Below are 24319 nucleotides of genomic sequence, written 5' to 3' on the forward strand. Positions count from 1 at the left end.
CTGTGCTCAGAAAAGGACGGATTGCTTCGCCTCCGGCTCGCAATGACGACTCTACAGCTTTCCATGATACCGCAGCAACTCCAGAAACGCCTCCCGGTAGGTTTCGCCGATGGGCAGGCTGGCGCCGTGCACCTGCACGCGGTGGCGCTCCACAAACTCCAGATGGCGCAGGTTGATGAGGTAGGACTTGTGGATGCGGGCGAAGCGGCCGGAAGGCAGCAGCTCCTCCAGCTTGCGGAAGGATTGCAGGGTGAGGATTTTGCCGGTGGCCGTGTAGTACATCAGGTATTCCTTCTGGCCCTCCACGTAGTACAGCTCGTCGATGGGCACGCGGCGCAGGCGGCTGTCCTGCTTCACAAACAGAGCCTCGGCAGTGTCCTGCGGCTCGGGCGTTTCCATGGGTGCTGATGGGGTGGCCGGGGCCGCGGGTAACGCCGTGTGGGCGCGGTGCGCCGCCTGCACAAACCGCTCGAAGGAAATAGGCTTGAGCAGGTAATCCAGCGCGGGCAGCTCGTAGCTCTGCACAGCGTAATCGGGGTGGGCGGTAGTGAAGATGATGCGCGGCCGGGGGGCGGGCAGCAGCTGGGCCAGCTGCAGGCCGGTGAGGCGCGGCATCTGAATATCCAGAAATACCACATCCACGGGGTTATCCTGCAGATAGGCCACCGCCGCCAGCGCATCCTGAAACTGCCCACGCAGCTCCAGAAACGGCACCTGGGTGCAGTACTCGGCCAACACTTTCAAGGCCAGCGGCTCGTCATCCACCACTACACAGCTCAACGGGCGACGGGACATTTAAATGAATGGTTGAATGATTGAATAGGTGAAATGCTCAGTTGAGCCTGCGAAGGACCTTCTCAAGATAGAACGACCTCCGCGAACCTCTGCGGGAACCGATGCCCCCGTCGCCTTAGGAGGCGCCGGCTGTCAGCTGCACCGACAGCCGCACGGCGTATTCCTGGGCGTTGGCGGTGATAATCAGGGCGTGCCGCTCGGGGTACAGCAGTTCCAGGCGCCGGCGCAGATTGGTGAGGCCCACGCCCCCCGGTTCCGCCGCCTCGGGGGCCACCCGGTTGCGCACCAGGAAGTGCAGCTGCCCATCGGGGGCCAGCTCCAGCTTGATGCGCACCACGTGGGGGCGGGCCGTCAGGTCGCCGTGCTTGAAAGCGTTTTCCACCAGCGGCAGCAGCAGCATGGGCGGCAGGCGGCAGGCGTGGTCGGCGCCAGGCGGCAGCAGTATAGTGCACTGAATGGCCTCGTCGGCGTCCTCGGGGGGCAGGCGCAGGTGCTGTAGGGTGAGGAAGCTCTGCAGGTGGTGAATTTCCCGGGCCAGCGGCACCAGGTCGTCGGCACTGTCGTAGAGCTGGTAGCGCATCAGCTCTGAAAGGCGCAGCACTGCCTCCGGGGCTTGGGGCGAGGCGTGCAACGTAAGGGAGTAGATGTTGTTGAGCGTGTTGAACAGGAAGTGCGGGTGCAGCTGGTTTTTAAGCAGTGCCAGCTCGGTGCGCAGGTGCTGCTGCTCCAGCTCCCGGCGGTTGTCCCGCTCCCGCAGGTAGTCGCCGGCCAGCCGCAGGAAGAAGCTCAGGGCCAGAATCAGCCCGCCCAGCAGCAGGTAGTAGCTCTGCAGTACCTGCACGTAGAAGCTCAGCGGCTGGTTCTGGCCCTGCACTTTCACTTCCTCGAAGTAGTAGCTCACACCAATGCGGGTAGCACAAAACACCACCAGCCCCAGCAGCAGCACCGCCAGATACGCCCCTACCCGCCCCTGCCGAAACAGCGTGGGCATGGTAAACCAGTTCAGGTAAAACAGGCCCGAATCCAGCGCGTTTGTAGTGAGGGCCAGGGGCCAGAAATGGTCCTTGAGCGGCGGAATGAGTATGCCCTGGTTGAGCAGCCAGCCCTGGGCATCGAAGTACAGCAGCAGGGCAAACCACCCCACGTGTACCCAGGGCAGCCGCCGCAGCCACGCGGGCAGTTGCCAGGCCGGGCGGCGCGAGGCGCGAGCAGAAGAGAAAGGCGAAGTCAGGGCGAAGTGAGGTAATGGCAGGCGAGGCCGCCCACCGAATGCTCCGGCAACATACAACCTCACGGGCACTTTCAGCGGGGTTTTCAACCAACCGCAGCGCCGGTTTCAATCAACCGGCTCTTGCCGCTCATCAGTTCGGCGCAGATGCCTGAGGGCTGGAATACTGCCTTTAGTTGAGGCCGGACGCAACGTTGGTTGATTATTCCGTCTCTTGGGTGAAATACGCGCTACGTTTGAGCCGTTGTCTGACTGATCTTTTTCGAGGGACGTTAGGCCCTACGCTATTCCGTTTCCTCCTCTATTCTTTGTATGAAGCAATTCTTACCATTGCTTTTGCTGGCTACGGCTCCTCTTGGAGTAGTTGCCCAGACTTCTCCCACCACTACCGTTTCGGCCACCAAAGGCCCTGGCCGGCTTACAGGCCGGGTGCTGGATGCCGCTACTCAGAAACCCGTGGAGTACGCCACCGTGGCCTTGCTGCCCGCCACCGGTACGGCCCCGCTGCTGGGCGGCACCGCCGATGCCGACGGCCGCTTCGAGTTGCAGAACCTGCCCACCGGCGAGTTTCGGCTGCAAATCAGCTTTGTGGGCTATGGTAGTTTAGTGAAGCCGGTGACCATTACGGCCGAGCCTCAGAACCTGGGCAGCCTCCAGCTTACTGCCTCGGCCCAAAACCTGGCCGGCGTAACCGTAACCGGAGAGCGGCCCGTGGTGGAAACCAAGCCCGACCGCCTCGTGTACAACGCCGACCAGGACGCCAGCAATACCGGTGGTACGGCCGCCGATATTCTGCGCAAAACCCCGCTGGTGAACCTAGATGGGGATGGCAACGTGCAGCTACGCGGCACCAGCAACGTGCGCATCCTCATCAACAACAAGCCCTCGGCCCTGCTGGCCGGCAACCTGGCCGAAGCCCTGAAGCAAATTCCGGCCGACCAGATCAAAGCCATTGAGGTAGTTACGGCCCCCTCAGCCAAGTACGATGGCGAGGGCTCGGGCGGTGTTATCAACATTGTGCTCAAGAAAAGCAGCCTGCAGGGTACCAGCGGCAACGTGGGCATCAGCGGCGGCAACCGGAACCAGGGCCTCAACGGCGCGCTTAACGCCAAGCGCGGTAAGGTGGGCGTGAACACCAAGCTCAGCGGCTTCCGGAACCTCTACCCCTTCAAGAGCCTAACGGAGCGCACCAGTTTCCTGCCCGGTGGGGGCACCGGCCAGCTCACCGAGCGCACCACGTCCCGCAACCAGGGCCAGGGCGGGTATGGCCAAGTGGAACTCACTTATGACCCCTCGCCCCTGCACAGCTTCACGGTGAGCGGCAACGGCAACCTCTATCGCAACCAAACGCCGCAGCAGCTTTTCAATGAGTACCGGGGCCAGCCCCAGCTGGATACGCTGTACACCCGCGACATCAACCGCCAGGATGAAAGCCGCAACTTCGACCTGAACGCCGGCTACACCCGCACGTTTGGCGAGCAGCAGCCCCGCCGCGAGTGGAGCATTCTGGCTCAGCACACCAACAACCGCAGCCGGGGCCAATACCGCCTCGACCAGTTTCCGACGGCTGAGCTATACGGCGGCCCCGTGGAGTACCGGGAAGCCAGCCGCAACCTGGCCCGCAACCTCGAAACCACCTTCCAGACCGATTACACCCACCCGTTCGGGGAGAAGAACACGCTGGAGCTGGGAGCCAAGCACATTGGCCGGCGAGTAACCAGCGACTACAACCTGGACACGCTGCTGGTAAGCCGGCAGACTGATTTTGCGCGCAGTGCCCTGCGCTCCAACCGCTTCGATTACTCCCAGAACGTGCTGGCTACCTACAGTACTTACAACTTCTCGGCGGGTAAGAAATACACCTTCAGCCTGGGGGCCCGCCTGGAGCGCACGGATATTACGGGCGAGTTTCAGAACGAGGCCGGCCGTTTCCGCAACGACTACCTGAACGTGCTGCCCAACCTGAGCGCCACCCGCACCCTCAAGAAGGACGGCCAGACGCTGCGCCTGAGCTATTCCCGCCGCATTCAGCGCCCCCAGATTTATTTCCTGAACCCGTACGTGAATCAGGTAACGCCCAGCTCCGTGAATTTCGGTAACCCCGAGCTTCGGCCCGAAATTGCCGACCTGGCGGAGCTCACCTACGGCACGTTTGGGGAGAAGTCGTCCCTGAATGCTTCGGGTTTTGTGCGGCGCACGGGCAACTCCATTGAGCGCTACAGCCGCTACAACCAGGAGCTGGCCCGCAACGAAACCACATACGGCAACCTGGCCACGGTGTACAACTACGGCGTGAACCTGTATGGCTCCTGGAAACCCGTGAAGGACTGGGACCTGAGCTCTAACCTCAGCGCCGACTACACCCGCCTGAACAGCAGCGTGCTGAACCGCGTGAACAGCCGGGCCAGCCTCTACATGAACGTCAACTCCTCGGTGAAGCTGAGCAAAACGTACTCGGCCCAGGGCTATGGTGGCTTCTGGACCGGCGGCGTGCAACTCCAGACGCGCTACTCCGGCGGTGTGTACTACGGCCTGAGCGCGAAGAAGCTGCTACTGGCTGAAAAGGCCGACCTGACGCTGGGCCTCAACAACTTCCTGGCCCCCGGCCGGGAGTTCCGCAGCACCACCACCACTCCCGATTTCGTGAACTACGGCAGCTTCTACTCCTACCAGCGCAACATCCGCCTGTCCTTCAACTACCGCTTCGGTAAGCTGGAAGGCGGCCAGCGCCAGCGCCGCTCCATCCGCAACGACGACGGTAAAGGCGGGGGTGGCGGCCAGCAGGGCGGATAGAAAACGTCATTGCGAGGCGAAGCCGAAGCAATCCTTCCTTAACGCAGCGCTGACCCCTGACCTATTCAAAAGCCCCTGACGCCAGCACGGACGTCAGGGGCTTTGTGCTTATCTGAGGTTTGCGCTCTGAAAAAGGAAGGATTGCTTCGGCTTCGCCTCGCAATGACACGCCCTCACCTATTCCAGATTTCCCAGGCGGCTTCGGCTTGCAGGCAGAGCATTTCGAAGCCGTTTTTGGCGTGGACACCCTGGTTGTGGCCGCGCCGCATGAATTCGGTTTCGCGGGGGTTGTACACTAGGTCGTAGAGGTAGTGCTGGCTGGTGAGGGCTGCGTACGGGATGGGCGGGCACTCCTCCACGGCCGGATAGGTGCCCAGCGGGGTTGTATTGATGATGATTCGATGCTCCTGCAACAGCCGGGGCGTCAGCTCCTCATAGGTCAGGCCCACCCCCAGCGGGTTGCGCGACACCACCCAGTAGCCAATGCCCAGGTCTTTAAGCGCTACCTCAACGGCTTTCGATGCGCCGCCGCTACCTAGCACCAGCGCCCGAAATTGGGCCGGGTCGCCTTTGGGCAGAAACGTGCGCAGTGACTCCCGAAACCCGATGTAGTCAGTATTATGCCCCACCAGCCGGCCGTTCGGTTGAAACTCGATGACGTTGACGGCTCCCACCCGCGCGGCAGAAGGGGCCACCTCATTCAGAAACGGCCACACCTGCTCCTTGTACGGAATGGTCACGTTGAGGCCCCGCAGGCCCGGGTGCCGTTCCAGCAGCGCTGGCAGCTCATTCATCGTAGCCAGCTCAAACAGCTCGTAGCGGTGGTCATCCAGCCCCAGGTTGTGAAACTTCTGGGTGAAGTAGGTCTGGGAAAAAGAGTGTTTCAGGGAGCGGCCGAGGAGTCCGAATTCCGGCATAACGGAGGAGCTGGGGTTCAGAGGGGTAAGCAACAAAAAAAACCGCCCCGGCCAAAGCAGCCCGGGCGGTTTCTGGGGTAAATCCAACGGTTTCTGGTTACGCTACCGGACTCTTACTTTCCCGACGCGCTTTGAAAAACTCCCACACAGCCGGCAACACGGAAACCAGAATAATCAGAATGGTGAGCAGGCCAAAGTTCCTCTGAATCCACTCGAAGCTACCCAGGAAGTAGCCGGCTCCCGTGAGCAGCACCACCCACAGCACCGCGCCAATCAGGTTGTAGGACAGAAAGCGGGTGTAGCTCATGGTGCCGATGCCCGCCACAAAGGGAGCAAACGTGCGGATGATGGGAATAAAGCGGGCAATGATGATCGTTTTGGCACCGTGCCGCTGGTAAAAATCCTGGGTACGCTCCAGATGCTCCCGTTTTAGCCACCTGGAGTTCTCCCGAAATACTCGCGGCCCCAGGAAGTCGCCAATGTGGTAGTTCAGCGTATCGCCCAGCACGGCGGCCAGAATCAGTAGTCCTACCAATACCCACACGCTGAGTCCGTTGGCGGGATTGGCAGCCAGGGCCCCAGCGGCAAACAGCAAGGAGTCGCCGGGCAGGAAGGGCAGCACCACCACGCCGGTTTCCACGAAGATGATGAGGAACAGGATGGCGTAGGTCCAGGTGCCGTAATCCTGAATGATTTCAGCCAGGTGCTTATCGAGGTGGAGGATAAAGTCGAGCAGATGCTTCAGGATTTCCATAGGGGCAGCAATGAAGCTGCAAAGAAAGCGCTTTATCCGTTGCCCTCTGCATCCGCCCCAGCAAGCCCGCGCCCATCAGCTGTTTAGCCGCGCCCAATGAGCACCAGGTTGTATTCCACTTCCAACTCCTTCACTTGCAGGCCCAGCTCCGCTAGATACTCCGTAGCAGATTGGCCATTGATGGAGAGCGGGGCCTGCTGCAGCGTGTTCAGCACCACCGTACCGCCGGGCCGGAGCACCCGCCGCAGGTGCTGCCAGAAACCAGGCTCTGAGAGCTGCCGGGGCAGTAGTAAATCCAGAAATAAGTCCACCACAATCAGCGCATAAGAGGCTGTGGGGGCCGTGGGCAGCCAAGCAAAGGCATCGGCGCACACAATCTGCAGGGCAGCATCGGGCCGGATGTTGAACTCCGTGGCGGCTACTTCCACAACGGCGGGGTCCAGCTCTACGGCGGTGATTGGGCCCGTGTGGCTTCGCTCCTGCCGCAGCAGCTCAATGATGCCGCCCCCGCCCATACCCAGCACTAATACGGGTGCATCCGCCGAACCGGGAGCAACATGCAGGAGGGCATAGCGCAGTACCTGCTGCAGCGGGCCGTAGCTGTAGTTGGCATACTGCGTATCAAGCACCTTGCGGCCCTGGTGCTCCCGCACTACCAGCCCCGGGCTGTAGCGCGAGGGCACCCGCCGGGCCAGCGGCAGGGCGTAGCTCACCCAGGTGCGCAGAGATGCAAGCAGCTTGTTCATGGAAGGCAAACATACGGCCTCCCGGCGGCGCAGCACACGCTACACTACCGGGAGGCCGTTGGAAATCGAAATACCGGACGTTTACTGCAATACTGGCGTTACGGTGTAGCCCTGCTGGCGCAGCAGGTTGAGTACGCCTTGGGTGCCGCCCAAGTGAGCCGCGCCTACAGCGAAAAACGTGGGTTGCGCGGCGGCCTGCTTCTCGATGCGGGCAATCCACTGCTGGTTGCGGCCGTCGAGCAGTAACTGCTCATACTCCTGGAAGCCAAAGCTGCTCTTGTTGCTCACGGTGCGCAGTTCCTCGATATTCTGGGCTTTGTAGAGCGTGAGCATCTGCTGAAACTCCTGCTTGGCTTCGGCTTCCTTGGTCACCATATCGGCCAGCATCTTGCTCTGCACTGCGTACGGAATCTTATCGAAGAAGCCCATCTGCTCCTGCACAGTTTCCAGGCCGGTAACTTCCTTATGCTGCTCCTGGGCCAGCTTCACAAAAGTGGTTTCGTAACTGGCTGGGGTGCAGCCCAGCAGGGCCGGGTACATGATGGAGGTTACGATGAACGGCTTCAGCATACCCAGCTGCGCAATGGGAATACCAGCTTTAGTCTTGAGGTAGTCACCCACGCGGGTATAGTCGGCGGCGGGTAGCAGCTTTTCTAGGGTCTGGCCGTCGGTCATCATCATACCGGCTTGCATTTCCTGCATCATGGTAGGGCTATCCATGTCCAGCTCCATCACCACCTGCTTACTGCTGCCGAAGGCCCGCTTCATGGGCTCGGTAACCTGCAAATCCTGGGGGCAGATGAGGTGGATGGTGCCGTAGATGTAGGACGGTTGCGCCAAGCCCTTGCCCGATACTTCCCACAGCAGCGAGTTGGCCGAAGCTGCCGCGGCCGTCTTATCAGCCGTTTTCGTCTTGATTTTGGTTTTCTGCGCTTGCGTGCTCAGGGAAGTGAGAGCTAGGGCGCCGGCCAGTAGTAGCGTGCGGAACATAGTCATCAGCGTAGTGAAATAGAGCGTTGGAGGAATGAAGTACCCAAAGATGCAGGGCCGTACATCAGCCCGCCAGAATATTGTACCAACGCCGAGCGGCCGCGCCTAAACGCCGCAAACCGGCCCACCAACCGCCGTAGCGGAGGCAGGCCGGTTTGCCTGATGCTGAAAGCCAAGTAGCCTACTGGGCCGCCACGCGCCACAGGGTTTCGGCTGCGTCGTCGGCCACCAGCAACGAGCCGTCGGGTAGTTGCGTGATGCCCACAGGGCGGCCGTACACTTCCTTATCGTCTTCACTAGCAATAAAGCCGGTCAGGAAATCCTCCATCGGGCCGCTGGGTTTGCCGTTGCTGAAGGGCACGAACACCACTTTATACCCCGAGAAGCTGGAGCGGTTCCAGGAGCCGTGCTGCCCAATGAAGGCACCGTTGCGGTACTTCTCCGGAAACTTATTGGCTTTGTAGAAAGCCAGCCCCAGCGAAGCCGTGTGCGGCCCCAGCGCTACTTCCGGCATCACGGTTTGCTTCACCAAGTCGGGCCGCTCGCCTTTGCGGCGCGGGTCCTCCTTCTGGCCAAAGTAAGCGTAGGGCCAGCCGTAGAACTTGCCAGGCTGCACGCTGGTCAGGTAGTCGGGCACCAGTTCGTCGCCCAGCTCATCCCGCTCGTTCACGGCCGTCCAGAGGGTTTGGGAGCCAGGGGCCCAGTCCATGCCCACGGGGTTACGCAAGCCAGCGGCGTACACCTTCTCCCCGCTGCCATCGGGGTTTATTTCCAGAATATTGGCCCGGCGCTCCTCTTCTTTGATGCCGTGTTCGGCCACGTTCGAGGCCGAGCCTACCGACACGTAGATTTTCTTGCCCCCGGGCCCGGCCAGCAGATTGCGCGTCCAGTGGTTGTTGTAGCCCCCGGCCGGCAGCGTCAGGATTTTCTCACCTGCCCCGCTGATTTTGGTTTCGCCCGCTTTGTACGGGTAGCGCCACACGCCATCGGTGTTGGCCACGTAGAAATTCTCGTCAATCAGCACCATCCCAAACGGCTGGTTTAGCCCTAACAGAAACGTGGTACGAGTATCCGGCTTGCCATCCTTATTAGTGTCACGCAGCAGCGTGATGCGGTTGGCGCTGCTGGCCCGCAACGATTTGGACGGGTCCAACTCCAGCTGAGCCGTCACTTTTTCCTTCACGTCGGTGGGCACGGTATTGGCCTCAGCCACCAGCACGTCGCCGTTGGGCAGCACATAGGTGTTGCGCGGGCTCTGAAAGCCGTCGGCGTATTTGGTTACCACAAAGCCAGCCGGGGCCGTGGGCATTTTGCCGGCGGGCCAGCCAATAACCTTGCTGCGCTTGGTTACCGATTTGGTAGCGTAAGGCTCGGGCAGATTCACGTTGCTGGCAGCCGTAGCCACAGTATCGGCCGGGGTAGTAGCGGCGGCTTCGGCTTTTTCCTCTTTCGAGGGGCCGCCGCAGGCCGCCAATAGTGCCAGGCTGGCCCAGGCGGAGGTGGATTTTAAACGATTCATGGAGGTGGTGATTGGGTACAAGAAAAGGCCGAACCATGTGATGGTCCGGCCTTTTCTTGTACTTAGTTTCACCTGTTCAGGTTAGCACTTCCTAGCCACGGGGCATGGAGGTACCAGGTTTGCCCTGGGCTTTGGGCTCGGGCTTGAACATTTCATCCACGTTTTCTAGGTCCAGGAAATCCAAGAAGGTGTCGCCGCGCAGGCCCAACCGGATGGTTTCCAGGCTGATGATTTCGTTGGGCGCAATGTTGCCCAGGTTCACGTTGGGTCCCAGCAGCTTGATAAACCATACTTGCTGCGCTTTCTGGGGCGCTTCCCAAATGATTTTCTCAAACGGAATCTGGGTCAGGATTTCCTCCACCAGCCCCGAGCGTACCTCGCCGGTGCTCCGGAACAGGCCCACGTTGCCAGCCTCCCGGGCCTCGCCAATTACCTTTACGGCACCGGCTTCCAGCTCGGTTTTCATCTGCGAAATCCACTTGTAGGGCGGAATAATCTTCTCGGCGTCCTTGGAGCCTACTTCGCTCAGCACCTTCACATCCTGCGACAGGGTGCGGATGAACTCCAGCTTCTTGTCGTGGTTCAGGTCCAGGGAGCCATCCGATACCTCGGCGTATTCCATCCCAAACTCCTGCAGCAGGCGGCGGTAATCATCGAACTGGTTGCGGATGATAAACGCCTCAAACAACGTTCCGCCGAAGTATACCGGAATACCAGCCTCCTTGTACACGGCCAGCTTGCGCTTCAAATTGGGGTTCACGTAGGAAGTGGCCCAGCCCAGCTTCACGATATCCGTGTACTCGGCTCCCACTTCCAGAAAATCCTCTACTTCCCGCACGCTCAGGCCTTTGTCCATTACCATGGTGAAGCCTTGTTCGCGGGGTTTCTGCGTCCGCTCGGGAAGTTGATTAAGCGTGTAGTTCATAGTTGGAGACTTAGAGACTTGGGACATCAGACAGGCATAGCTTGCAGCCAGCCGCCCCGCCCGGAAAAACAACGGCCGTAAAAGTACGCCCGAATTCTGTAAGGCACTCGCACGGTAAGCCAAAGGCGGCAAGCTCAACAAAAAAGTCCTGCTGCGGGCCAGTCAGGTGGCTCACAGCAGGACTTTCTTCTTCAATCGTACCCTTCTTATTTGCGGTACTGATCAATCAGGCGGGCCAGAGCCTTCTGCGACTCCAACTCGGGGAAGTACTCGAACAGCAACCGATGCTTGTCAAAGTCCAGCGTCAGGGCATTTTCCAGGCACTGGTAGGCTTCCCGGTAGCGGCCGGCGGCCAGCAGGTAGGCGCACAGGCGGTAGTGCAGCTCCGCCTCCATTGGCTGAATTTCCACTGCATTGCGCATCAGGTCAATGGCGCCATCGAAATTTCCCTGCTCATACAGCAGAATGCTCCAGTTTAGCCACGCGTCCTTGTTATCAGGCGCTACTTCAGTGGCCTTTTCATAAGCCTCCACCGCCGATACGATGTTGCCAATCTGGTACTCGGCCGCGGCCAGGGCCAGCCAGTATTCAATGCTTTCCTGGTACAGACTCACGGCCTTCCGGAAGAAGTGAATGGCCTCGAAGTACCGCTCCTGCACATTCATCACGATGCCGATACCAAACCACGCCTCGTCCATTTCGGGGTCCAGGTCGATGGAGCGTTGGTAGAACCGACGGGCCTGGTCCCATTCAGCCATTTTCTCGTGGCACTCGCCAATGTTGCACAGGGCCTCAGGCGTCGGCTGGCCTTCGGGGTAGCTCAGTTCAAACTCGCCGATGGCCTCCCGGTACCGCTCCATGTTCACGTAGGTGCTGGCCAAGTAGCCGTGGGCTTCGTACAGCTTCGCGTCGATGAGAATGGCATACTCAAAGGCACTAACGGCGTCCTCGAGTTTGCCAGCCCGGAAATAAGCCTGCCCCAAGTTATACCAAGCAATGGCCGAGTACGGGTCCTCGTCGGTGAAACGGCGGAAGAACTCCAGGTTTTTCTCCAGCCGCTCGCTCACCTCCAGGCAATACAGCAGTTCCTGCACGGCCACGTCGTTATCGGGGTTCAGGCGCAGGCTTTGCTTGTAGTACTTGGCGGCACTCTTGAATTTCTGCCAGCTCTGGTAGGCCAAGCCTAGGTTGAAGAAAATATCGTCCCGGTCCTGCGCCCGCTCGGCAGCTTGTTGAAAAAAGGCTACAGCCTCGGCAAAATCACCCTTTTGCGTGGCAATAATGCCGCGCGTAACGGCCACGTCGGGGTTATCGGGGTCTAGTTGGGCGACGTTTTCAATCTGGGTGCTGGCGGCGGCGTATTCACCCTTCATGGCTAGCACCTGCGAGCGGTCAATGAGCAGCTCCGTGCTGAACGGATACTGCGCAATGGCCGCCTCACAGGCCTGCAGAGCCTTATCGTACTGGGTAGAAGATGTATAGTGGTCGATGATATTCTCAAAATCGGCCAGATCAAAAAACACGGGCTCGTTGTGGGCTACCATCTGCTCGAAGCGGCGTACGGTGGCCAGCACTTCGTCCCGGTCCTCAAAATTCTCGTTCATTCTCATGCGGCAACAGTCGACGCAAAGCTGCCAGAACGGCAGGCTCCGCGGGTAGGCAAGCTGGTTTCAGCCTCAGAAACCGGCTTTGCCCTTAATATACAACAACCACACCGGACGCGGATGGGTTCGGAAAGAGTAATTGCTGGGCTGGTAGGCGCGCCTCAACCAGCAATCATCCCGCTGCCACCTTACTCTTCAGTTCCTGGCAGCACCAGCGGATTGTTTCCGACAAAGGTCGGAAGTTGCGGCCCAATTCCCGCTGAATTTTATCGGTGCGGTACTCCACCGGCCGCCGGCCGGCCCGGGCAGTGTCCTTGGTAATCAGGGGCCGGGCCCCGGTGAGCACCGAGCGCACGTGCTCCAACCGCCAGATGGTTTCAGCCGCCCACTCCGGCACAGCCACCGAGGGCGGACGCTTCTGAAAGCAGTCGGCCGCCTGGCTGAGGAACTCGTGCAGGGGCAGGCTGCCCGCGTTCAGCACGTACCGCTCCCCGCTGATAGTGGTATCCAGCGTCAGGTGTAGCAAGGCATCAACCACATCCCGCACATCTACTAAGTTGATATTGCCGGGTGTGTAAAACCAGTGCTCATCGTAGGCGTAGCGAAACAGACGCGTGCTACTCTGCTGCCAGTTGGCGGGCCCCAGAATGACCGATGGGTTCACCATGACAGCCTGCAGCCCCTCGCTTACTCCCCGCCATACTTCCAACTCACCCAAGTACTTGGAAGTAGCGTAGGCATTATGCTCGGCTCCTAAGTCCCATTTCGCTTGCTCATCAAGGATAATGGGTTGCTGGAGACTTGTAGTGTGAGCCGTAGCTCCACCGCCCAGGGCCGCCACCGACGATACTACTCCCAACCTAATTCCGGGGCGTTCCAAGCAGGCATCTACCACATTGGCCGTACCCTCCACGTTTACCCGCAGCAACTCCTCTTCATCCTGCGGGGCATACGAAACCAGCCCGGCACAGTGCAATACGTGTGTTACACCATCCAGCATCTGCCGCAGCCCCAGCGCATCCCGAATATCACCCTGCACCCATTCTACGGCCTCAGTAGCCGGAATCTGCGGAACCTGCTTCCGATAAAGCGCCCGCACCGGCAGGCCGCGCGCTACCATTTCTCTGAGCAAAAAACTCCCCACCAATCCACTCCCGCCGGTAACGAAGATCATAGCATTCTAAGTGACGAGGTAGTAAACGGCCAATCAGAGCGTGTTGTTGAGCAGTGGCAGAGCCAGCACTTTGCTGAGGTAGGGCGTACTCAGCACCTTGGTGCGAATACTTTCCAGATGCTTGGAGGTGTGCGCATCAGTGCCCAGCAGATCCACCATTTCCGCGTCTACCAGTTTCTCGGCTACCCGTTTGGCCCCGGCCGAATAATAGCCTACCAAGGAATTGAGATTTACCTGCAGCAACACGCCCATTTCCCGAATCCTGAGTAGCTCCTCAAACCGGCCATACAGGTAGGTGTAGCGCTCCGGGTGGGCCAGTACCGGCTGGTAGCCGGCCGCCTTCAGGTTGAAAACCGTTTCGGCCAGGTTAAAGGGCTCGTTGATGTAGGAGGTTTCAACAAGCACCATCCGCCGGTCGCCACCGAAGCTCAGCAGCTCCTCCTCACGCTCTAAACGCGGCCCAAAACTCTCATCCAGGTAATATTCCGCAGCGCAGGCCAACTCTACGCCACCCAGCCCGGCGGCATTGGCAGCCTGCCGCATTACTGCCAGGGCGGCCCTTATGCCTTCCGGCGTGTTGCGGTAAAAGTCGCCCATGATGTGGGGCGTCATGATCAGCTTGCGGTAGCCCAGTTCCTGCAGCTGCCGCAGCATCTCAACTGACTGCTCCACGGTTTCGGCCCCATCATCCAAGCCGGGCAGCAGATGGGAATGCATATCCACCCCCAGCATACCCAAGGATGCAGGGGGGGCAGCGGAAGTTTCCCGGCTACCAAACAGCTTCTGAAAAAAAGACATATGCAAGCAGCCGTCAGCGAGGCTTAGGAGAAGCGCTTACGCAGGCGGTTTACTATTCCTTTTTGGACCGGGGTATCCTCGTAGTACCCCTGCCCATAGCCATACCCGTAGCCGTAGCCATACCCGTAGCCGTAGCCGTAGCCCCCAGTCGTTTTGGCATCGTTCAGCACGGTGGTTAGCTTGGTAAAGCCATTTACCCGCATCAGCTTGTTGATGTTTTTCAGGAACGACTTTTTAGAGTAGTTGGCCCGGACGATATAAATCGGCACATCTGCTTTCCGCATAATGAGGATGCCGTCCGTTACCAGTCCTACGGGCGGCGTATCAATCATTACCACATCGTAGTGCTCATGCAACTGGCTGATAAGCTCATCGAACCGGGGACTCAGGATCAGCTCGGATGGGTTGGGCGGGGTAGGGCCGGCCGAGATAAAGTCCAGCGTTGGCAGACTGGTATGCTGCACGCATTCCTGCCAGGTATGCCGCTCAATCAGAATTGTGCTGACCCCTTTGATATTCTCCGCGTCAAACGCCAGGTTCACCTTGGGCTTGCGCATATCGAGGTCTAGTACAATTACCCGTTGGTCGGAAGCTGCAATGATACCGGCCAGGTTCACCGTTACAAAGGTTTTTCCTTCGCCGCTAATAGTGGATGTAATGGAAATCAGGCGCTTCTTCTTGGAGCTGGCCATGAACTCCAGGTTGGTCCGGATAGAGCGGATTGCCTCAGAAATAGCCGACTTGGGGTTGCGGTCCACTACCAGCTTGGATACCGCCATTTTCTCCTTTTCGTAGGTCGGAATTACGCCTAGCACCGCAGCGCCGGTATTGCGCTCCAGCTCCCGAATGCTGGTAACCGTATTGTGCATGAGGTAGCGCACGGCAATCAAGCCTAAGCCGAGCAGAATACCCGCGGCCAGGCCAATGGCATAAATCATGGGCTTGACCGGCGAGATGCGCTCCGCTACGCTGGCTGGCGACAGAATCTGAAAGTCGGCCGTGGCCCCGGCCATGGAAATGCCGTACTGAATCTTCCGGTCCATCATGGTCAGGTTGTACTTCTCGTACAGCTCTAACGGCCGCTGCAAGCGGGCCTGTTCCGTTTGCTTTTCGGGTAGCTGACGCAGGCGGCCTTCCAGTTCGGCCCGCTTGGCATCGAATTTGGCCAGTTGCTTTTGTGCCAGCTGCACATCACGGCGCAGCAACTGCCGCACAATTTTTTTCAGATCAGCAATGGTCTGCTCCTTGGTCTGCATAGCCGTAGTGGCCCCCGGCTGGTAGGAAAGCAGCGCCCGTTTCAGGTCAAGCTGCGCGTCGCTGAGCTCTTGAATGCGGGATGCCAGCTGCGCATCTTTCACCTCTGCCAGGGCCGGAATACTTTGCAGCACATCTCCGTCAGCCCGATTCGTAATCTGCTCCTGCTCAACAAGCTTTGCCAGCTCACCAAGCATATCAATCTGCTCCTGAACCTTCTCCCGCTCTACTTCCTGCGCCTGTAACAGGCCCATTATCAGGCCCACGTCGCCCTTCACGTCGTAGGTGCCATTCCGCTTCACGAAGGCCTGCATATTCTCCTCCGCCTGGCTCAGCTTCTGGTTGTTTTCACCCAGTTGCTCATTAATATAGCTCATGGCACGCGTTGCCTGCTCCTGCTTGCGCAGCAGCTTCTCCACCAAGTACACCGAGTCTATCTTATTCACAATTGCCCGGGCTTTAAGCGGGTTCTCATCTGTGAAGGAAATACCGATTGTATTGGCATCCATGTTCACAATATCAACCAGCAGGTTCTTGTTGAAGTAGGCATTGAGTGCCCCGTTGCTGTTGATCGTAAATGAGTATTCCCCTTCCTGGGAGCTGGCCTCCGTTGGCTGGTTCAGCACCAGGCGCATGCGGAAACCGGCGGCATTGAACGGAGTGCCCACGGTGTGCTCCGTGGTTTGGCCGCCCAGCTGCTCAGGCAATACCAGCTTAAACGTATTGGCACTGATGAACTGTACACCAATCTTTTGGTCGTACGCTGCATCAGCCAGCGGCTCAAACAGAATACGAAACGGCGAGTTACCGTAGAGCTCCGTCTCCAGCACGGTACCTTGCACGTAATAGTTCACCCCTAAATCCAGCGAGTCTTTCAACCGCCGGTAGATAATGTCGGATTTGATAAGCTCTATCTCACCCGACAGCTTGTTCAGGTTCTGCTTTTGCTCTACGGCACCGCCCAACGCCTCCAGGCCCAGAACTCCCGCCTCCGTTTTCTCATCAATTTTGATGGTGGAGGTTGACTTGTAGACCGAAGGCGTGTAGCGCAGAACCAGCCAAGATGCTGTGACGCCCAAGATAATCAGCAGCACCATCCAGGGCAGGCTCTTGCGGGCAACCGCTAGGAGCGTGGTTAAGTCCAGGCCCCCTCCGTCATCTTCGTTTTCGGCTTCGGCGCCGCCACTGTTGCGGATAAGCTCTTCAAGTTCAGCGTCTTCGTTTGCCGCCATGTATACTGTGGTAATGCAAGAAATGAATGAACCAGGGCCTGCCCTACTTGATATTGCTCACGAAGTAGATGGTGCTGATTACAGCAGCAACACTGCTGATTAACGCAAACAAAGGGGTAGCATCCTGCAACCCTTCGTAGAAAGGCCGACGAATTGGCTCAACATACACGATATCATTTGGTTCCACCTGCAAATTGGCCCGGCGCATTCCATCAATGGTGGTCAAATCAATGATTTGCACCTGCGGATTTTTCAGGTCGCCCCGTATCAAACGGATATTATCGGCCCGGCCGGCACGGCCCATTCCGGTAGCGCCTACGAAGGTACCTTCAATACCGCCCGCCTGTGCCAGCACTTCCAGCAGGGTCATGTTATCATTATACATGTAGATAACCTGACCCGAACCGCTGGATGTAGCCCCCAGCACAATGATACGGTTGTTAGTGACTTTCGTCGTGACAAACACATCTTTGTAGAATTCGGTGTATTTCCGCTGCAGCAGGCTATCAGCCTGAAGCAGCGTCAGGCCGGCCAGCCGTTGGTAGTTCACCATGGGTAGCTTTACCACGCCATCGTGCTGCACCAAGAACTCGTTGTAGCTACCATTCTGGCCTTGCTGCTGCTGCCGGTTACCCTGCTGTTGCCGGTTGCCGCCCTGCTGCTGCCGGTTCATGGCTCCGCCACCAATGCCGTTTTGCCCGATAGGGCTACCAAACATCAGTTCCCCGTTGGGGTCCAGGATTCGCTCCCCATTGTTGGTGTACACCCGCACATCCAAAGCATCATTGGGTTGAATGATGTAGTTGCGTTCGGCCCGGTTTACTACGTCGCGCAGTTTGGCCGTGTCCATGCGGCCGGAGCCATCCGTGCGAAACAGGATATTCTGCTGGTGTACGCGGGCAGTAGCGCAGGACCCAAGGATACCGGCCAGCGGCAGGCATAGCAGCCACAAGTTCAGAAAGCGGCGAAGAAGAGAATTTTGCATGAAAACCGGGTTATCCCGGGGTCTGGTTCGGAGGCAACGGCAAAAACACAACGTATGGTTGGGCAGTTTTCGCCTAAAAACCATCAAAGAAACCGAATTAGCCGGCCGCATCAAAATTCAGGCCGTGAAGGTCTTAATCCTGTACTGGCTTCTGCGCCGACAAAACCCTACTTTCGCGGACCCAATTCCCGGCGCAGATCGTTCTTACCTGACCGTGCCCGCCATTTTACTTTCCACCCTCCCACCCCACCCGTACTATGGAACTGGTAGCAACTGAAAACCAGACGATGATTGCCCAGATGGTGCGCGACTTTGGCGCGCAGCACATCAAACCCCACATGATGGAGTGGGACGAAACCCAGGAATTCCCAAAAGACGTATTCCATAAGCTCGGTGAGCTGGGCCTGATGGGCGTGCTGGTCCCGCAGGAATACGGCGGGGCCGGTTTCGGCTACACCGAGTATGTAACGGCCATTGCCGAGCTGGCCAAGATTGACGGCAGCATCGGCCTGAGCATGGCGGCCCACAACTCCCTCTGCACCGGCCACATTCTGCAGCATGCCTCCGAGGAGCAGAAACGTAAATACCTGCCCAAGCTGGCTTCCGGCGAATGGATTGGGGCCTGGGGCCTTACCGAGCCCAACACCGGCTCCGACGCCGGCAATATGCGCACCGTAGCCGTGCTCGACGGCGACGAGTATGTACTCAACGGAGCCAAGAACTTTATCACCCACGGCAAATCCGGCAACGTGGCCGTGGTAATTGCCCGCACCGGTGAGGTAGGCGACTCCCACGGCATGACGGCTTTCATTGTGGAGCGGGGTATGCCCGGCTTCGAGGCGGGTCGTAAGGAAAATAAGCTGGGCATGCGTGCTTCTGAGACTACTGAGCTGATTTTCACGGACTGCCGCATCCCCAAAGAAAACGTAATCGGCAAAGTAGGCGACGGCTTTGTGCAGGCGCTGAAAGTGCTGGATGGTGGCCGCATCAGCATTGCGGCGCTGAGCCTGGGTATTGCCCAGGGAGCTTATGAAGCGGCTGTACAGTACAGTAAGGAGCGTTACCAGTTCAACCAGCCCATCAGCAACTTTCAGGGTATCAGCTTCAAGCTGGCTGATATGGCTACTGAAATTGAAGCGGCCAGCCTACTCACGTACCGCGCCGCCGATATGAAGGACCGGGGCCTGAACGTGAACAAGGAATCGGCTATGGCAAAACTGTATGCCTCAGAAGTCTCCGTACGGGTGGCCAATGAGGGCGTACAAATCTTTGGCGGCTACGGCTACACCAAGGATTATCCGGCTGAGAAATTCTACCGGGACGCCAAGCTCTGCACCATCGGCGAAGGCACCAGCGAGATTCAGAAACTCGTCATTGCCCGCACGTTACTGAAGTAGTCCACCTGCATTTTATAGGCGAGGAGGCCTGATTTGCCGGTTTTCCCAAAGTAGATGGCTGATGTTGAATAGCAATCTGTAACATCAAGTTTGTAGTCTGATAAAACTCTGATTATCTTTGCGGCCCCTCCAGATTGGGTTTCCTAGTTCACTGAAGATATGATCATCGTCCAAATCAAAGAAAACGAGTCGGTTGACCGTGCGCTGAAGCGCTTCAAGAAGAAATTTGAGCGCACCGGCGTTCTGAAAGAGCTGCGTCGTCGCACGTTCTTCCAAAAGCCGTCTATCACCAACCGCAAGCAGAAGCAGAAGGCCATCTACAAGCTGGCTACCTACGGCCCCGACGCTACGAACGCCTAGGTTTCTGACTACCTGTTCGTAAGGACGAAAAACCGGCTGATTTGCCTACTTTGCGCGAGTCAGCCGGTTTTTTCGCGTCCGTACAGTTCAGTTTTTTTCTTCCGCTGAAATCCATACATTGGGTATCCGGCCCCGGCGGCCGGCACCCCGCATATGGATTTATTTTTTGACTACCTGCGGTTTGAACGGCGTTACAGCGCCCACACCTTGGTTTCGTATCAGACGGATTTACGGCAGTTTTCAGACTATCTGAAAGCCACCTTCGAGCTGTCCGAACCCGCCCAAGCCGACCACACTCTTATTCGCTCCTGGGTGGTAGCATTGATGCAGCAGCACCGCGACCCGCGCACCGTCAACCGCAAAATTGCCTGCCTTCGCTCCTACTACAAGTACCTACTGCGCACGGGCGTAATCCAGAAAAACCCGATGCTGCGCATCACTTCGCCTAAAGTAGCGAAGAAGCTACCTGACTTCGTACCCGAGGAGCCGCTGAATGAATTACTGAACTCGTTTGAGTTTCCGGACACCTTTGCCGGTATCCGCGACCAGTTGATTCTGGAATTACTCTACGGCACCGGTATCCGGCTTTCGGAACTACTGGGTATTCGGTTGGCCGACTTGAGTTTGCCCGGCCGTACGGTGCGCGTAACGGGCAAAGGCAATAAGCAGCGGATTGTGCCGCTGAACCCATCTTTGCTTACAGTACTGGAGCGCTATATAGCGCACCGACAACGTGAATTTGGCTCGGCTAGCAACGCCCACGGCATACTCCTCGTTACGGACAAGGGAGAGCCGCTCTATGAAAAGTTTGTGTATCGCACGGTAAAGCACTATCTGAGCCAGATAACTACGGCGGCGGGGCAGCAGCACCCGCACGTGCTGCGCCACTCGTTTGCCACGCATTTGTTGGGCAAAGGGGCCGATCTGAACGCCATCAAAGAACTGCTCGGGCACGCTAACCTGGCGGCCACGCAGGTGTACACGCACCTGAGCATTGACAAACTGAAATCAGTGTTTGAGAAGGCCCACCCAAAGGCCTGATATTGTTCCCTTTTCTTACCCTTTTAACCCCACGACCGATGAAAGTACAGATGCAATCGGTGCACTTCGACGCCGACCAGAAACTGCTCGACTTCATCCAGAAGCGCCTCGACAAACTCGAAACCTTCTATGACCGCGTGACGGAAGGCGAAGTAATTATGCGCCTCAACAACAAGGATGGTATAGCCAATAAAACCGTTGAGATAAAGGTGCACGTGCCCGGTAGCACGCTGTTTGCGCAGGAGGACGCCCCATCCTTTGAAGCTGCCGCCGATGCTGCTGCCGAGAGCCTGAAACGCCAAATCACCAAGCATAAGGAAAAGCTGGTGAGCCACTGATTTTTAACTAGCTGTTAGCTAAATCCACTGAAAAGCCCCACCTGAAGTTATCAGATGGGGCTTTTTAATGACCAAATAGCCATTCGAAAAACTACAAGCCGAACTCAGCCTTGATTTTGTCTACGTAGTCGAGCTTTTCCCAGGTGAAGATTTCTACGGTGCGGGTATTACCCTGCGCGTCCTGCACCTGCTTGGTACCGGGCTGCCGGCCCATGTGCCCGTAGGCGGCCGACTCGGCGAAGATGGGGTTTTGCAGGCCCAGGCGCTGCACAATGGCGTAGGGGCGCAGGTCGAACAGACGCTGCACTTTCTCCGCAATCTGCCCGTCGGTGAGCTTCTCGCCCTGAGCGTTGATAGCGTTGGTGGTGCCGTAGGTGGTTACGAATACGCCCACGGGTTCGGCCACGCCAATGGCGTAGGCTACCTGTACCAGCGCCTGGTCGGCTACGCCGGCGGCTACCAGGTTTTTGGCGATGTGGCGGGCGGCATACGCGGCCGAGCGGTCTACCTTCGACGAGTCTTTACCCGAGAAGGCCCCGCCGCCGTGGGCACCTTTGCCCCCGTAGGTATCCACAATGATTTTGCGGCCAGTGAGGCCGGAGTCGCCGTGGGGACCACCAATGACGAACTTGCCGGTGGGGTTGATGTGGTGCTTGATGTCGGCAGTGAACAGCTGCTGTACCTCGGGGCTCAGTTGGGCCTTCACGCGCGGGATGAGGATATTGATGATGTCCTCCTTGATGCGGGCCAGCATGCGCTCTTCGCTTTCGTCAAAATCATCGTGCTGGGTGCTGACCACAATGGTTTCGATGGCCTCGGGCGTGTTGTCGTCGGCGTAGCGAATAGTTACCTGGCTTTTGGCATCGGGGCGCAGGTACGTCATCTCCTGCCCGGCCTTGCGGATGGCCGACAGTTCACGCAGCAAGCGGTGCGAGAGGTCGAGGGCCAGGGGCATGTAGTTATCGGTTTCCTTGGTGGCGTACCCGAACATCATGCCTTGGTCGCCGGCGCCCTGCTCCTCGGCCGTAGCCCGCTCCACACCTTGGTTAATATCGGCTGACTGCTCGTGCAGGCGGTTCATTACCTCGCAGGTATCAGCGTTGAACAGGTACTCAGGCTTGTTATAGCCAATCTGACGAATTACGTCCCGGATGATGGGCTCGGCTTCTACGTGGGCGGTTGATTTGATTTCGCCGGCTACCAGGGCAAAATCGGTGGTTACCAGCGTTTCGCAGGCCACTTTGGCCGTGGGATCCTGCCGGAGATATTCGTCGAGGATGGCGTCGGAAATCTGGTCGGCTACTTTATCGGGGTGGCCTTCCGAAACGGATTCGGAGGTGAACAGGTAGGGCATCAGCGTAACGGGTAGGAGTGCGCAAGGGGCCGGCAGCCCCTGCCCTGCCGCTGGCAACGCGCCGGGCAGGGCCGCAAAGCTACGATTTAGTTAGGAGTTGCGGGCTATGAACAAGCCGAGCTGATAGACCAACCTCCTCCGTTGGTTTTGCGTTGTAGCGTCACTCTCCCTCTTCTGCCTACACAAGTTATGAATAAAATTGCCTCTCTGTTTTTGGCTGCGGGCCTGCTCACGGCTACCGTTCCGGTAGCACAGGCTCAAAAAGCGCCATCTCCCTACAACACCCGCTTTGCCGTGGATGCGCCCATCTCAGCGGGACTCGGGGCACTCAGCATCACGGGCCTATTGCTGGTGCAAAAAAAGGACGGCTTGACCGACGCGCAGCTGGCAGCGCTCAACAAGAACGATATTCCTAAGTTTGACCGGTTTTCGGCGGGTTACTATAGCGACAAGGCCCAGACGGCCGGCGACCTGATTGTGTATCCCTCACTGGTAGTAGCCCCGGCCCTACTGGCGCTGGACTCCAACGTGCGCGGCCGTTACGGGCAGGTGCTGGGCCTGTACCTACAAACCATGCTCGCCGCCGACGCTACGTTTACTATGAGCGTGGGCAACATCACCCGCTACCGGCCTTTCCTGTACGGCACGCAAGGCGGTGGCGACCGGAACAGCAAGATTTCGACTAACTCGTTTTTTGCCGGGCACACGGCCCACACGGCCGCGGCAGCATTTTTTGCGGCCAAAGTGTACCATGATTTTAACCCCGACTCGAAGCTGCAGCCGTTGGTGTGGACGGCGGCGGCCCTGGTACCGGCGGCCGAGGGCTACACCCGTATCAAAGCCGGCAAGCACTTCCTCTCCGATAACATTGTGGGCTACGCGGTAGGTGCCACGGCGGGCATTCTGGTGCCTCAGCTACACAAAAAGAAAGGCAATACGATGAGCGTGGTGCCGCTGCAGGGTTTCAACGTAAATGGCTACGCTTACACCGGTCTGTCGTTGACGAAGCAGTTGTAACAGAAGTACCCCAACGTAGAAAAGCCCTTTGCAGGACAGGCTTGCAAGGGGCTTTTCTATGTTAGCGTATTAAAACAGTCCGCCTCGAACTTTCACTACTGAAATGTACCGGTGTAAGAAGCGGCATCCTGAGGAAGCGGCTCGTGGGTACCAAACCGGGCGTGCAGTTCGGTGCATACGTGGGACGGCACGCGCAGGTACTCCACCACGTCGGTAGTTTTTTCGGAGGGCTTGCCTTTGTTATCAAGTTTGACTGTTACGTTTTCCAGGGAGAGGTAGCAGCACTCCGGGTCGGAGGGAGCCTGGTAGAAATGCAGGCGGCCAAAAGGCGAGGCAGCCCCTGCATCTTCTCGGGAGCGGGGCTGCAGGTGGTTCCAGTCGGCGGCTTCGAGGGCGGCTTTGGTAGCGGCAATATCGGTGCAATGGTCAGTGTGTCCGGGCAGCGTTGTTTTTTCGGCCCATTCCAGCGTTTTCTCCGAGAAAGGCGTGGCGGCCTGCATATTGGGCAGCATGGAGGCTAGCACGGTGATAATCAGAAATTCCGCCAGCCACACCAGGTACAGAAACACGCCACTGATGGTAATACCGAAAACGCTCCAGGTACCCTCGGCGGCCAAGCGGGGCATCATTTCCAGCACCTGTAGCGGGCTTGCCAGCACATTCAGAAATACCTCGGGCTGAAAAGAAGTGTGCGTGAACGACACGCGGCTTCCGAGGTGTTCGACTTCCCCTGCCCCGGCCAGCAGCGTCAGGTACACGCACCATTGCACGTACCACGCCCCAATACCCACAGCAAACCCCAGCCACCCGGCTACCGCCGGATTGCGCATCTTGCCAACCTTCACCCCCTGCTGCAATACCAGGCCAAGCAACAAGCCGAAGCCCATCGTAACAATAAAATTGACGTACAGCAGCGGAATGTACCATACGGCGTACACGTACACGAAAGCCAGCGGCACGGCCGCCAGCCCGCCCAGCAGCACCATAGCGGCGGCGCTGCCCGGCGCAAAGCGGCCGGAAGGTTGATAGTAAGCTGTCGTAGTCATAATAGGGAGAAAGTGGTAGTATACTATGCCAAACCTATCGGATTTCCGGGCT

21 protein-coding genes are annotated in these 24319 nt (G+C 58.3%); 6 read left to right on the forward strand and 15 right to left on the reverse strand.

Annotation, left to right across the window (positions count from 1 at the left end; translation table 11 throughout):
* Nucleotides 1–51: 51 nt before the first annotated feature.
* The gene (locus LF252_RS14335; RefSeq protein WP_226270258.1) at nucleotides 52–795 is read right to left on the reverse strand and encodes a LytR/AlgR family response regulator transcription factor; all 744 of its coding nucleotides are present in this window, start codon (nucleotides 793–795) and stop codon (nucleotides 52–54) included.
* A 115-nt stretch (nucleotides 796–910) separates the two neighbouring features.
* Nucleotides 911–2089, reverse strand: a complete 1179-nt coding sequence (locus tag LF252_RS14340; protein WP_226270259.1) for a sensor histidine kinase — start codon at nucleotides 2087–2089, stop codon at nucleotides 911–913.
* Nucleotides 2090–2335: 246 nt separating this feature from the next.
* Here LF252_RS14340 and LF252_RS14345 point away from each other — a divergent pair, with 246 nt between their 5' ends.
* On the forward strand, nucleotides 2336–4816 hold the full coding sequence (locus LF252_RS14345) for an outer membrane beta-barrel family protein (protein ID WP_226270260.1): 2481 nt from the start codon (nucleotides 2336–2338) through the stop codon (nucleotides 4814–4816).
* 173 nt (nucleotides 4817–4989) lie between these two features.
* On the opposite strand, the gene LF252_RS14350 is transcribed toward LF252_RS14345, so the two are convergent.
* The 11 genes from LF252_RS14350 to LF252_RS14400 form a co-directional block, all read right to left on the reverse strand.
* Nucleotides 4990–5733 carry a shikimate dehydrogenase family protein gene (locus LF252_RS14350; protein ID WP_226270261.1) on the reverse strand — a complete coding sequence of 248 codons (744 nt, stop codon included), beginning with the start codon at nucleotides 5731–5733 and terminating at the stop codon, nucleotides 4990–4992.
* A 97-nt stretch (nucleotides 5734–5830) separates the two neighbouring features.
* On the reverse strand, nucleotides 5831–6487 hold the full coding sequence (locus LF252_RS14355) for a DedA family protein (protein WP_226270262.1): 657 nt from the start codon (nucleotides 6485–6487) through the stop codon (nucleotides 5831–5833).
* Nucleotides 6488–6570: 83 nt separating this feature from the next.
* Complete coding sequence (locus LF252_RS14360) at nucleotides 6571–7233, reverse strand: spermidine synthase (RefSeq protein ID WP_226270263.1); 663 nt, start codon at nucleotides 7231–7233, stop codon at nucleotides 6571–6573.
* An 81-nt stretch (nucleotides 7234–7314) separates the two neighbouring features.
* On the reverse strand, nucleotides 7315–8223 hold the full coding sequence (locus LF252_RS14365; protein WP_226270264.1) for a TraB/GumN family protein: 909 nt from the start codon (nucleotides 8221–8223) through the stop codon (nucleotides 7315–7317).
* Nucleotides 8224–8404: 181 nt separating this feature from the next.
* Nucleotides 8405–9742, reverse strand: coding sequence for a PQQ-dependent sugar dehydrogenase (locus tag LF252_RS14370; protein ID WP_226270265.1), 1338 nt, complete (start codon nucleotides 9740–9742; stop codon nucleotides 8405–8407).
* A 91-nt stretch (nucleotides 9743–9833) separates the two neighbouring features.
* Nucleotides 9834–10667, reverse strand: a complete 834-nt coding sequence (locus LF252_RS14375; RefSeq protein WP_125417597.1) for a phosphosulfolactate synthase — start codon at nucleotides 10665–10667, stop codon at nucleotides 9834–9836.
* A gap of 206 nt (nucleotides 10668–10873) precedes the next feature.
* Nucleotides 10874–12271 carry a tetratricopeptide repeat protein gene (locus LF252_RS14380; protein WP_226270266.1) on the reverse strand — a complete coding sequence of 466 codons (1398 nt, stop codon included), beginning with the start codon at nucleotides 12269–12271 and terminating at the stop codon, nucleotides 10874–10876.
* A gap of 172 nt (nucleotides 12272–12443) precedes the next feature.
* The gene (locus LF252_RS14385; protein ID WP_226270267.1) at nucleotides 12444–13445 is read right to left on the reverse strand and encodes an NAD-dependent epimerase/dehydratase family protein; all 1002 of its coding nucleotides are present in this window, start codon (nucleotides 13443–13445) and stop codon (nucleotides 12444–12446) included.
* A 33-nt stretch (nucleotides 13446–13478) separates the two neighbouring features.
* Nucleotides 13479–14162: a tyrosine-protein phosphatase gene (locus tag LF252_RS14390; protein WP_262904949.1), complete on the reverse strand. Its 684-nt coding sequence runs from the start codon at nucleotides 14160–14162 to the stop codon at nucleotides 13479–13481.
* Between the two features lie 104 nt (nucleotides 14163–14266).
* Nucleotides 14267–16729, reverse strand: a complete 2463-nt coding sequence (locus LF252_RS14395) for a GumC family protein (protein WP_226270269.1) — start codon at nucleotides 16727–16729, stop codon at nucleotides 14267–14269.
* A 43-nt stretch (nucleotides 16730–16772) separates the two neighbouring features.
* A complete protein-coding gene (locus tag LF252_RS14400; RefSeq protein ID WP_226270270.1) occupies nucleotides 16773–17714 on the reverse strand; it encodes a polysaccharide biosynthesis/export family protein in 942 nt (313 codons plus the stop codon).
* A gap of 257 nt (nucleotides 17715–17971) precedes the next feature.
* Here LF252_RS14400 and LF252_RS14405 point away from each other — a divergent pair, with 257 nt between their 5' ends.
* The 4 genes from LF252_RS14405 (at nucleotide 17972) to hpf (ending at nucleotide 20850) form a co-directional block, all read left to right on the forward strand.
* Nucleotides 17972–19111 carry an acyl-CoA dehydrogenase gene (locus LF252_RS14405; protein ID WP_226270271.1) on the forward strand — a complete coding sequence of 380 codons (1140 nt, stop codon included), beginning with the start codon at nucleotides 17972–17974 and terminating at the stop codon, nucleotides 19109–19111.
* A gap of 159 nt (nucleotides 19112–19270) precedes the next feature.
* The gene (gene rpsU / locus LF252_RS14410) at nucleotides 19271–19471 is read left to right on the forward strand and encodes a 30S ribosomal protein S21 (RefSeq protein WP_125425461.1); all 201 of its coding nucleotides are present in this window, start codon (nucleotides 19271–19273) and stop codon (nucleotides 19469–19471) included.
* Nucleotides 19472–19624: 153 nt separating this feature from the next.
* Nucleotides 19625–20512: a tyrosine-type recombinase/integrase gene (locus LF252_RS14415; protein ID WP_226270272.1), complete on the forward strand. Its 888-nt coding sequence runs from the start codon at nucleotides 19625–19627 to the stop codon at nucleotides 20510–20512.
* 38 nt (nucleotides 20513–20550) lie between these two features.
* On the forward strand, nucleotides 20551–20850 hold the full coding sequence (gene hpf, locus LF252_RS14420; protein WP_226270273.1) for a ribosome hibernation-promoting factor, HPF/YfiA family: 300 nt from the start codon (nucleotides 20551–20553) through the stop codon (nucleotides 20848–20850).
* A 91-nt stretch (nucleotides 20851–20941) separates the two neighbouring features.
* Here hpf and metK read toward each other — a convergent pair whose 3' ends face one another.
* The gene (gene metK / locus LF252_RS14425; protein WP_226270274.1) at nucleotides 20942–22204 is read right to left on the reverse strand and encodes a methionine adenosyltransferase; all 1263 of its coding nucleotides are present in this window, start codon (nucleotides 22202–22204) and stop codon (nucleotides 20942–20944) included.
* A gap of 189 nt (nucleotides 22205–22393) precedes the next feature.
* Between metK and LF252_RS14430 the strand changes: the two genes are divergently transcribed.
* Nucleotides 22394–23221, forward strand: a complete 828-nt coding sequence (locus LF252_RS14430; protein ID WP_226270275.1) for a phosphatase PAP2 family protein — start codon at nucleotides 22394–22396, stop codon at nucleotides 23219–23221.
* Between the two features lie 95 nt (nucleotides 23222–23316).
* Here LF252_RS14430 and LF252_RS14435 read toward each other — a convergent pair whose 3' ends face one another.
* Nucleotides 23317–24267, reverse strand: a complete 951-nt coding sequence (locus tag LF252_RS14435; RefSeq protein ID WP_226270276.1) for a hypothetical protein — start codon at nucleotides 24265–24267, stop codon at nucleotides 23317–23319.
* Nucleotides 24268–24319: the final 52 nt, after the last annotated feature.

The organism is Hymenobacter pini (assembly GCF_020421205.1).
GTDB lineage: Bacteria > Bacteroidota > Bacteroidia > Cytophagales > Hymenobacteraceae > Hymenobacter > Hymenobacter pini.

What these genes read in the sequence shown, in the direction of transcription:
- LF252_RS14335 (WP_226270258.1), bottom strand. Translation starts at nt 795, where the DNA reads ATGTCCCGTCGCCCGTTGAGCTGTGTAGTGGTGGATGACGAGCCGCTG.
- LF252_RS14345 (WP_226270260.1), top strand. Translation starts at nt 2,336, where the DNA reads ATGAAGCAATTCTTACCATTGCTTTTGCTGGCTACGGCTCCTCTTGGA.
- LF252_RS14350 (WP_226270261.1), bottom strand. Translation starts at nt 5,733, where the DNA reads ATGCCGGAATTCGGACTCCTCGGCCGCTCCCTGAAACACTCTTTTTCC.
- LF252_RS14355 (WP_226270262.1), bottom strand. Translation starts at nt 6,487, where the DNA reads ATGGAAATCCTGAAGCATCTGCTCGACTTTATCCTCCACCTCGATAAG.
- LF252_RS14360 (WP_226270263.1), bottom strand. Translation starts at nt 7,233, where the DNA reads ATGAACAAGCTGCTTGCATCTCTGCGCACCTGGGTGAGCTACGCCCTG.
- LF252_RS14365 (WP_226270264.1), bottom strand. Translation starts at nt 8,223, where the DNA reads ATGTTCCGCACGCTACTACTGGCCGGCGCCCTAGCTCTCACTTCCCTG.
- LF252_RS14370 (WP_226270265.1), bottom strand. Translation starts at nt 9,742, where the DNA reads ATGAATCGTTTAAAATCCACCTCCGCCTGGGCCAGCCTGGCACTATTG.
- LF252_RS14375 (WP_125417597.1), bottom strand. Translation starts at nt 10,667, where the DNA reads ATGAACTACACGCTTAATCAACTTCCCGAGCGGACGCAGAAACCCCGC.
- LF252_RS14380 (WP_226270266.1), bottom strand. Translation starts at nt 12,271, where the DNA reads ATGAACGAGAATTTTGAGGACCGGGACGAAGTGCTGGCCACCGTACGC.
- LF252_RS14385 (WP_226270267.1), bottom strand. Translation starts at nt 13,445, where the DNA reads ATGATCTTCGTTACCGGCGGGAGTGGATTGGTGGGGAGTTTTTTGCTC.
- LF252_RS14390 (WP_262904949.1), bottom strand. Translation starts at nt 14,162, where the DNA reads ATGCATTCCCATCTGCTGCCCGGCTTGGATGATGGGGCCGAAACCGTG.
- LF252_RS14395 (WP_226270269.1), bottom strand. Translation starts at nt 16,729, where the DNA reads ATGGCGGCAAACGAAGACGCTGAACTTGAAGAGCTTATCCGCAACAGT.
- LF252_RS14400 (WP_226270270.1), bottom strand. Translation starts at nt 17,714, where the DNA reads ATGCAAAATTCTCTTCTTCGCCGCTTTCTGAACTTGTGGCTGCTATGC.
- LF252_RS14405 (WP_226270271.1), top strand. Translation starts at nt 17,972, where the DNA reads ATGGAACTGGTAGCAACTGAAAACCAGACGATGATTGCCCAGATGGTG.
- rpsU (WP_125425461.1), top strand. Translation starts at nt 19,271, where the DNA reads ATGATCATCGTCCAAATCAAAGAAAACGAGTCGGTTGACCGTGCGCTG.
- LF252_RS14415 (WP_226270272.1), top strand. Translation starts at nt 19,625, where the DNA reads ATGGATTTATTTTTTGACTACCTGCGGTTTGAACGGCGTTACAGCGCC.
- hpf (WP_226270273.1), top strand. Translation starts at nt 20,551, where the DNA reads ATGAAAGTACAGATGCAATCGGTGCACTTCGACGCCGACCAGAAACTG.
- metK (WP_226270274.1), bottom strand. Translation starts at nt 22,204, where the DNA reads ATGCCCTACCTGTTCACCTCCGAATCCGTTTCGGAAGGCCACCCCGAT.
- LF252_RS14430 (WP_226270275.1), top strand. Translation starts at nt 22,394, where the DNA reads ATGAATAAAATTGCCTCTCTGTTTTTGGCTGCGGGCCTGCTCACGGCT.
- LF252_RS14435 (WP_226270276.1), bottom strand. Translation starts at nt 24,267, where the DNA reads ATGACTACGACAGCTTACTATCAACCTTCCGGCCGCTTTGCGCCGGGC.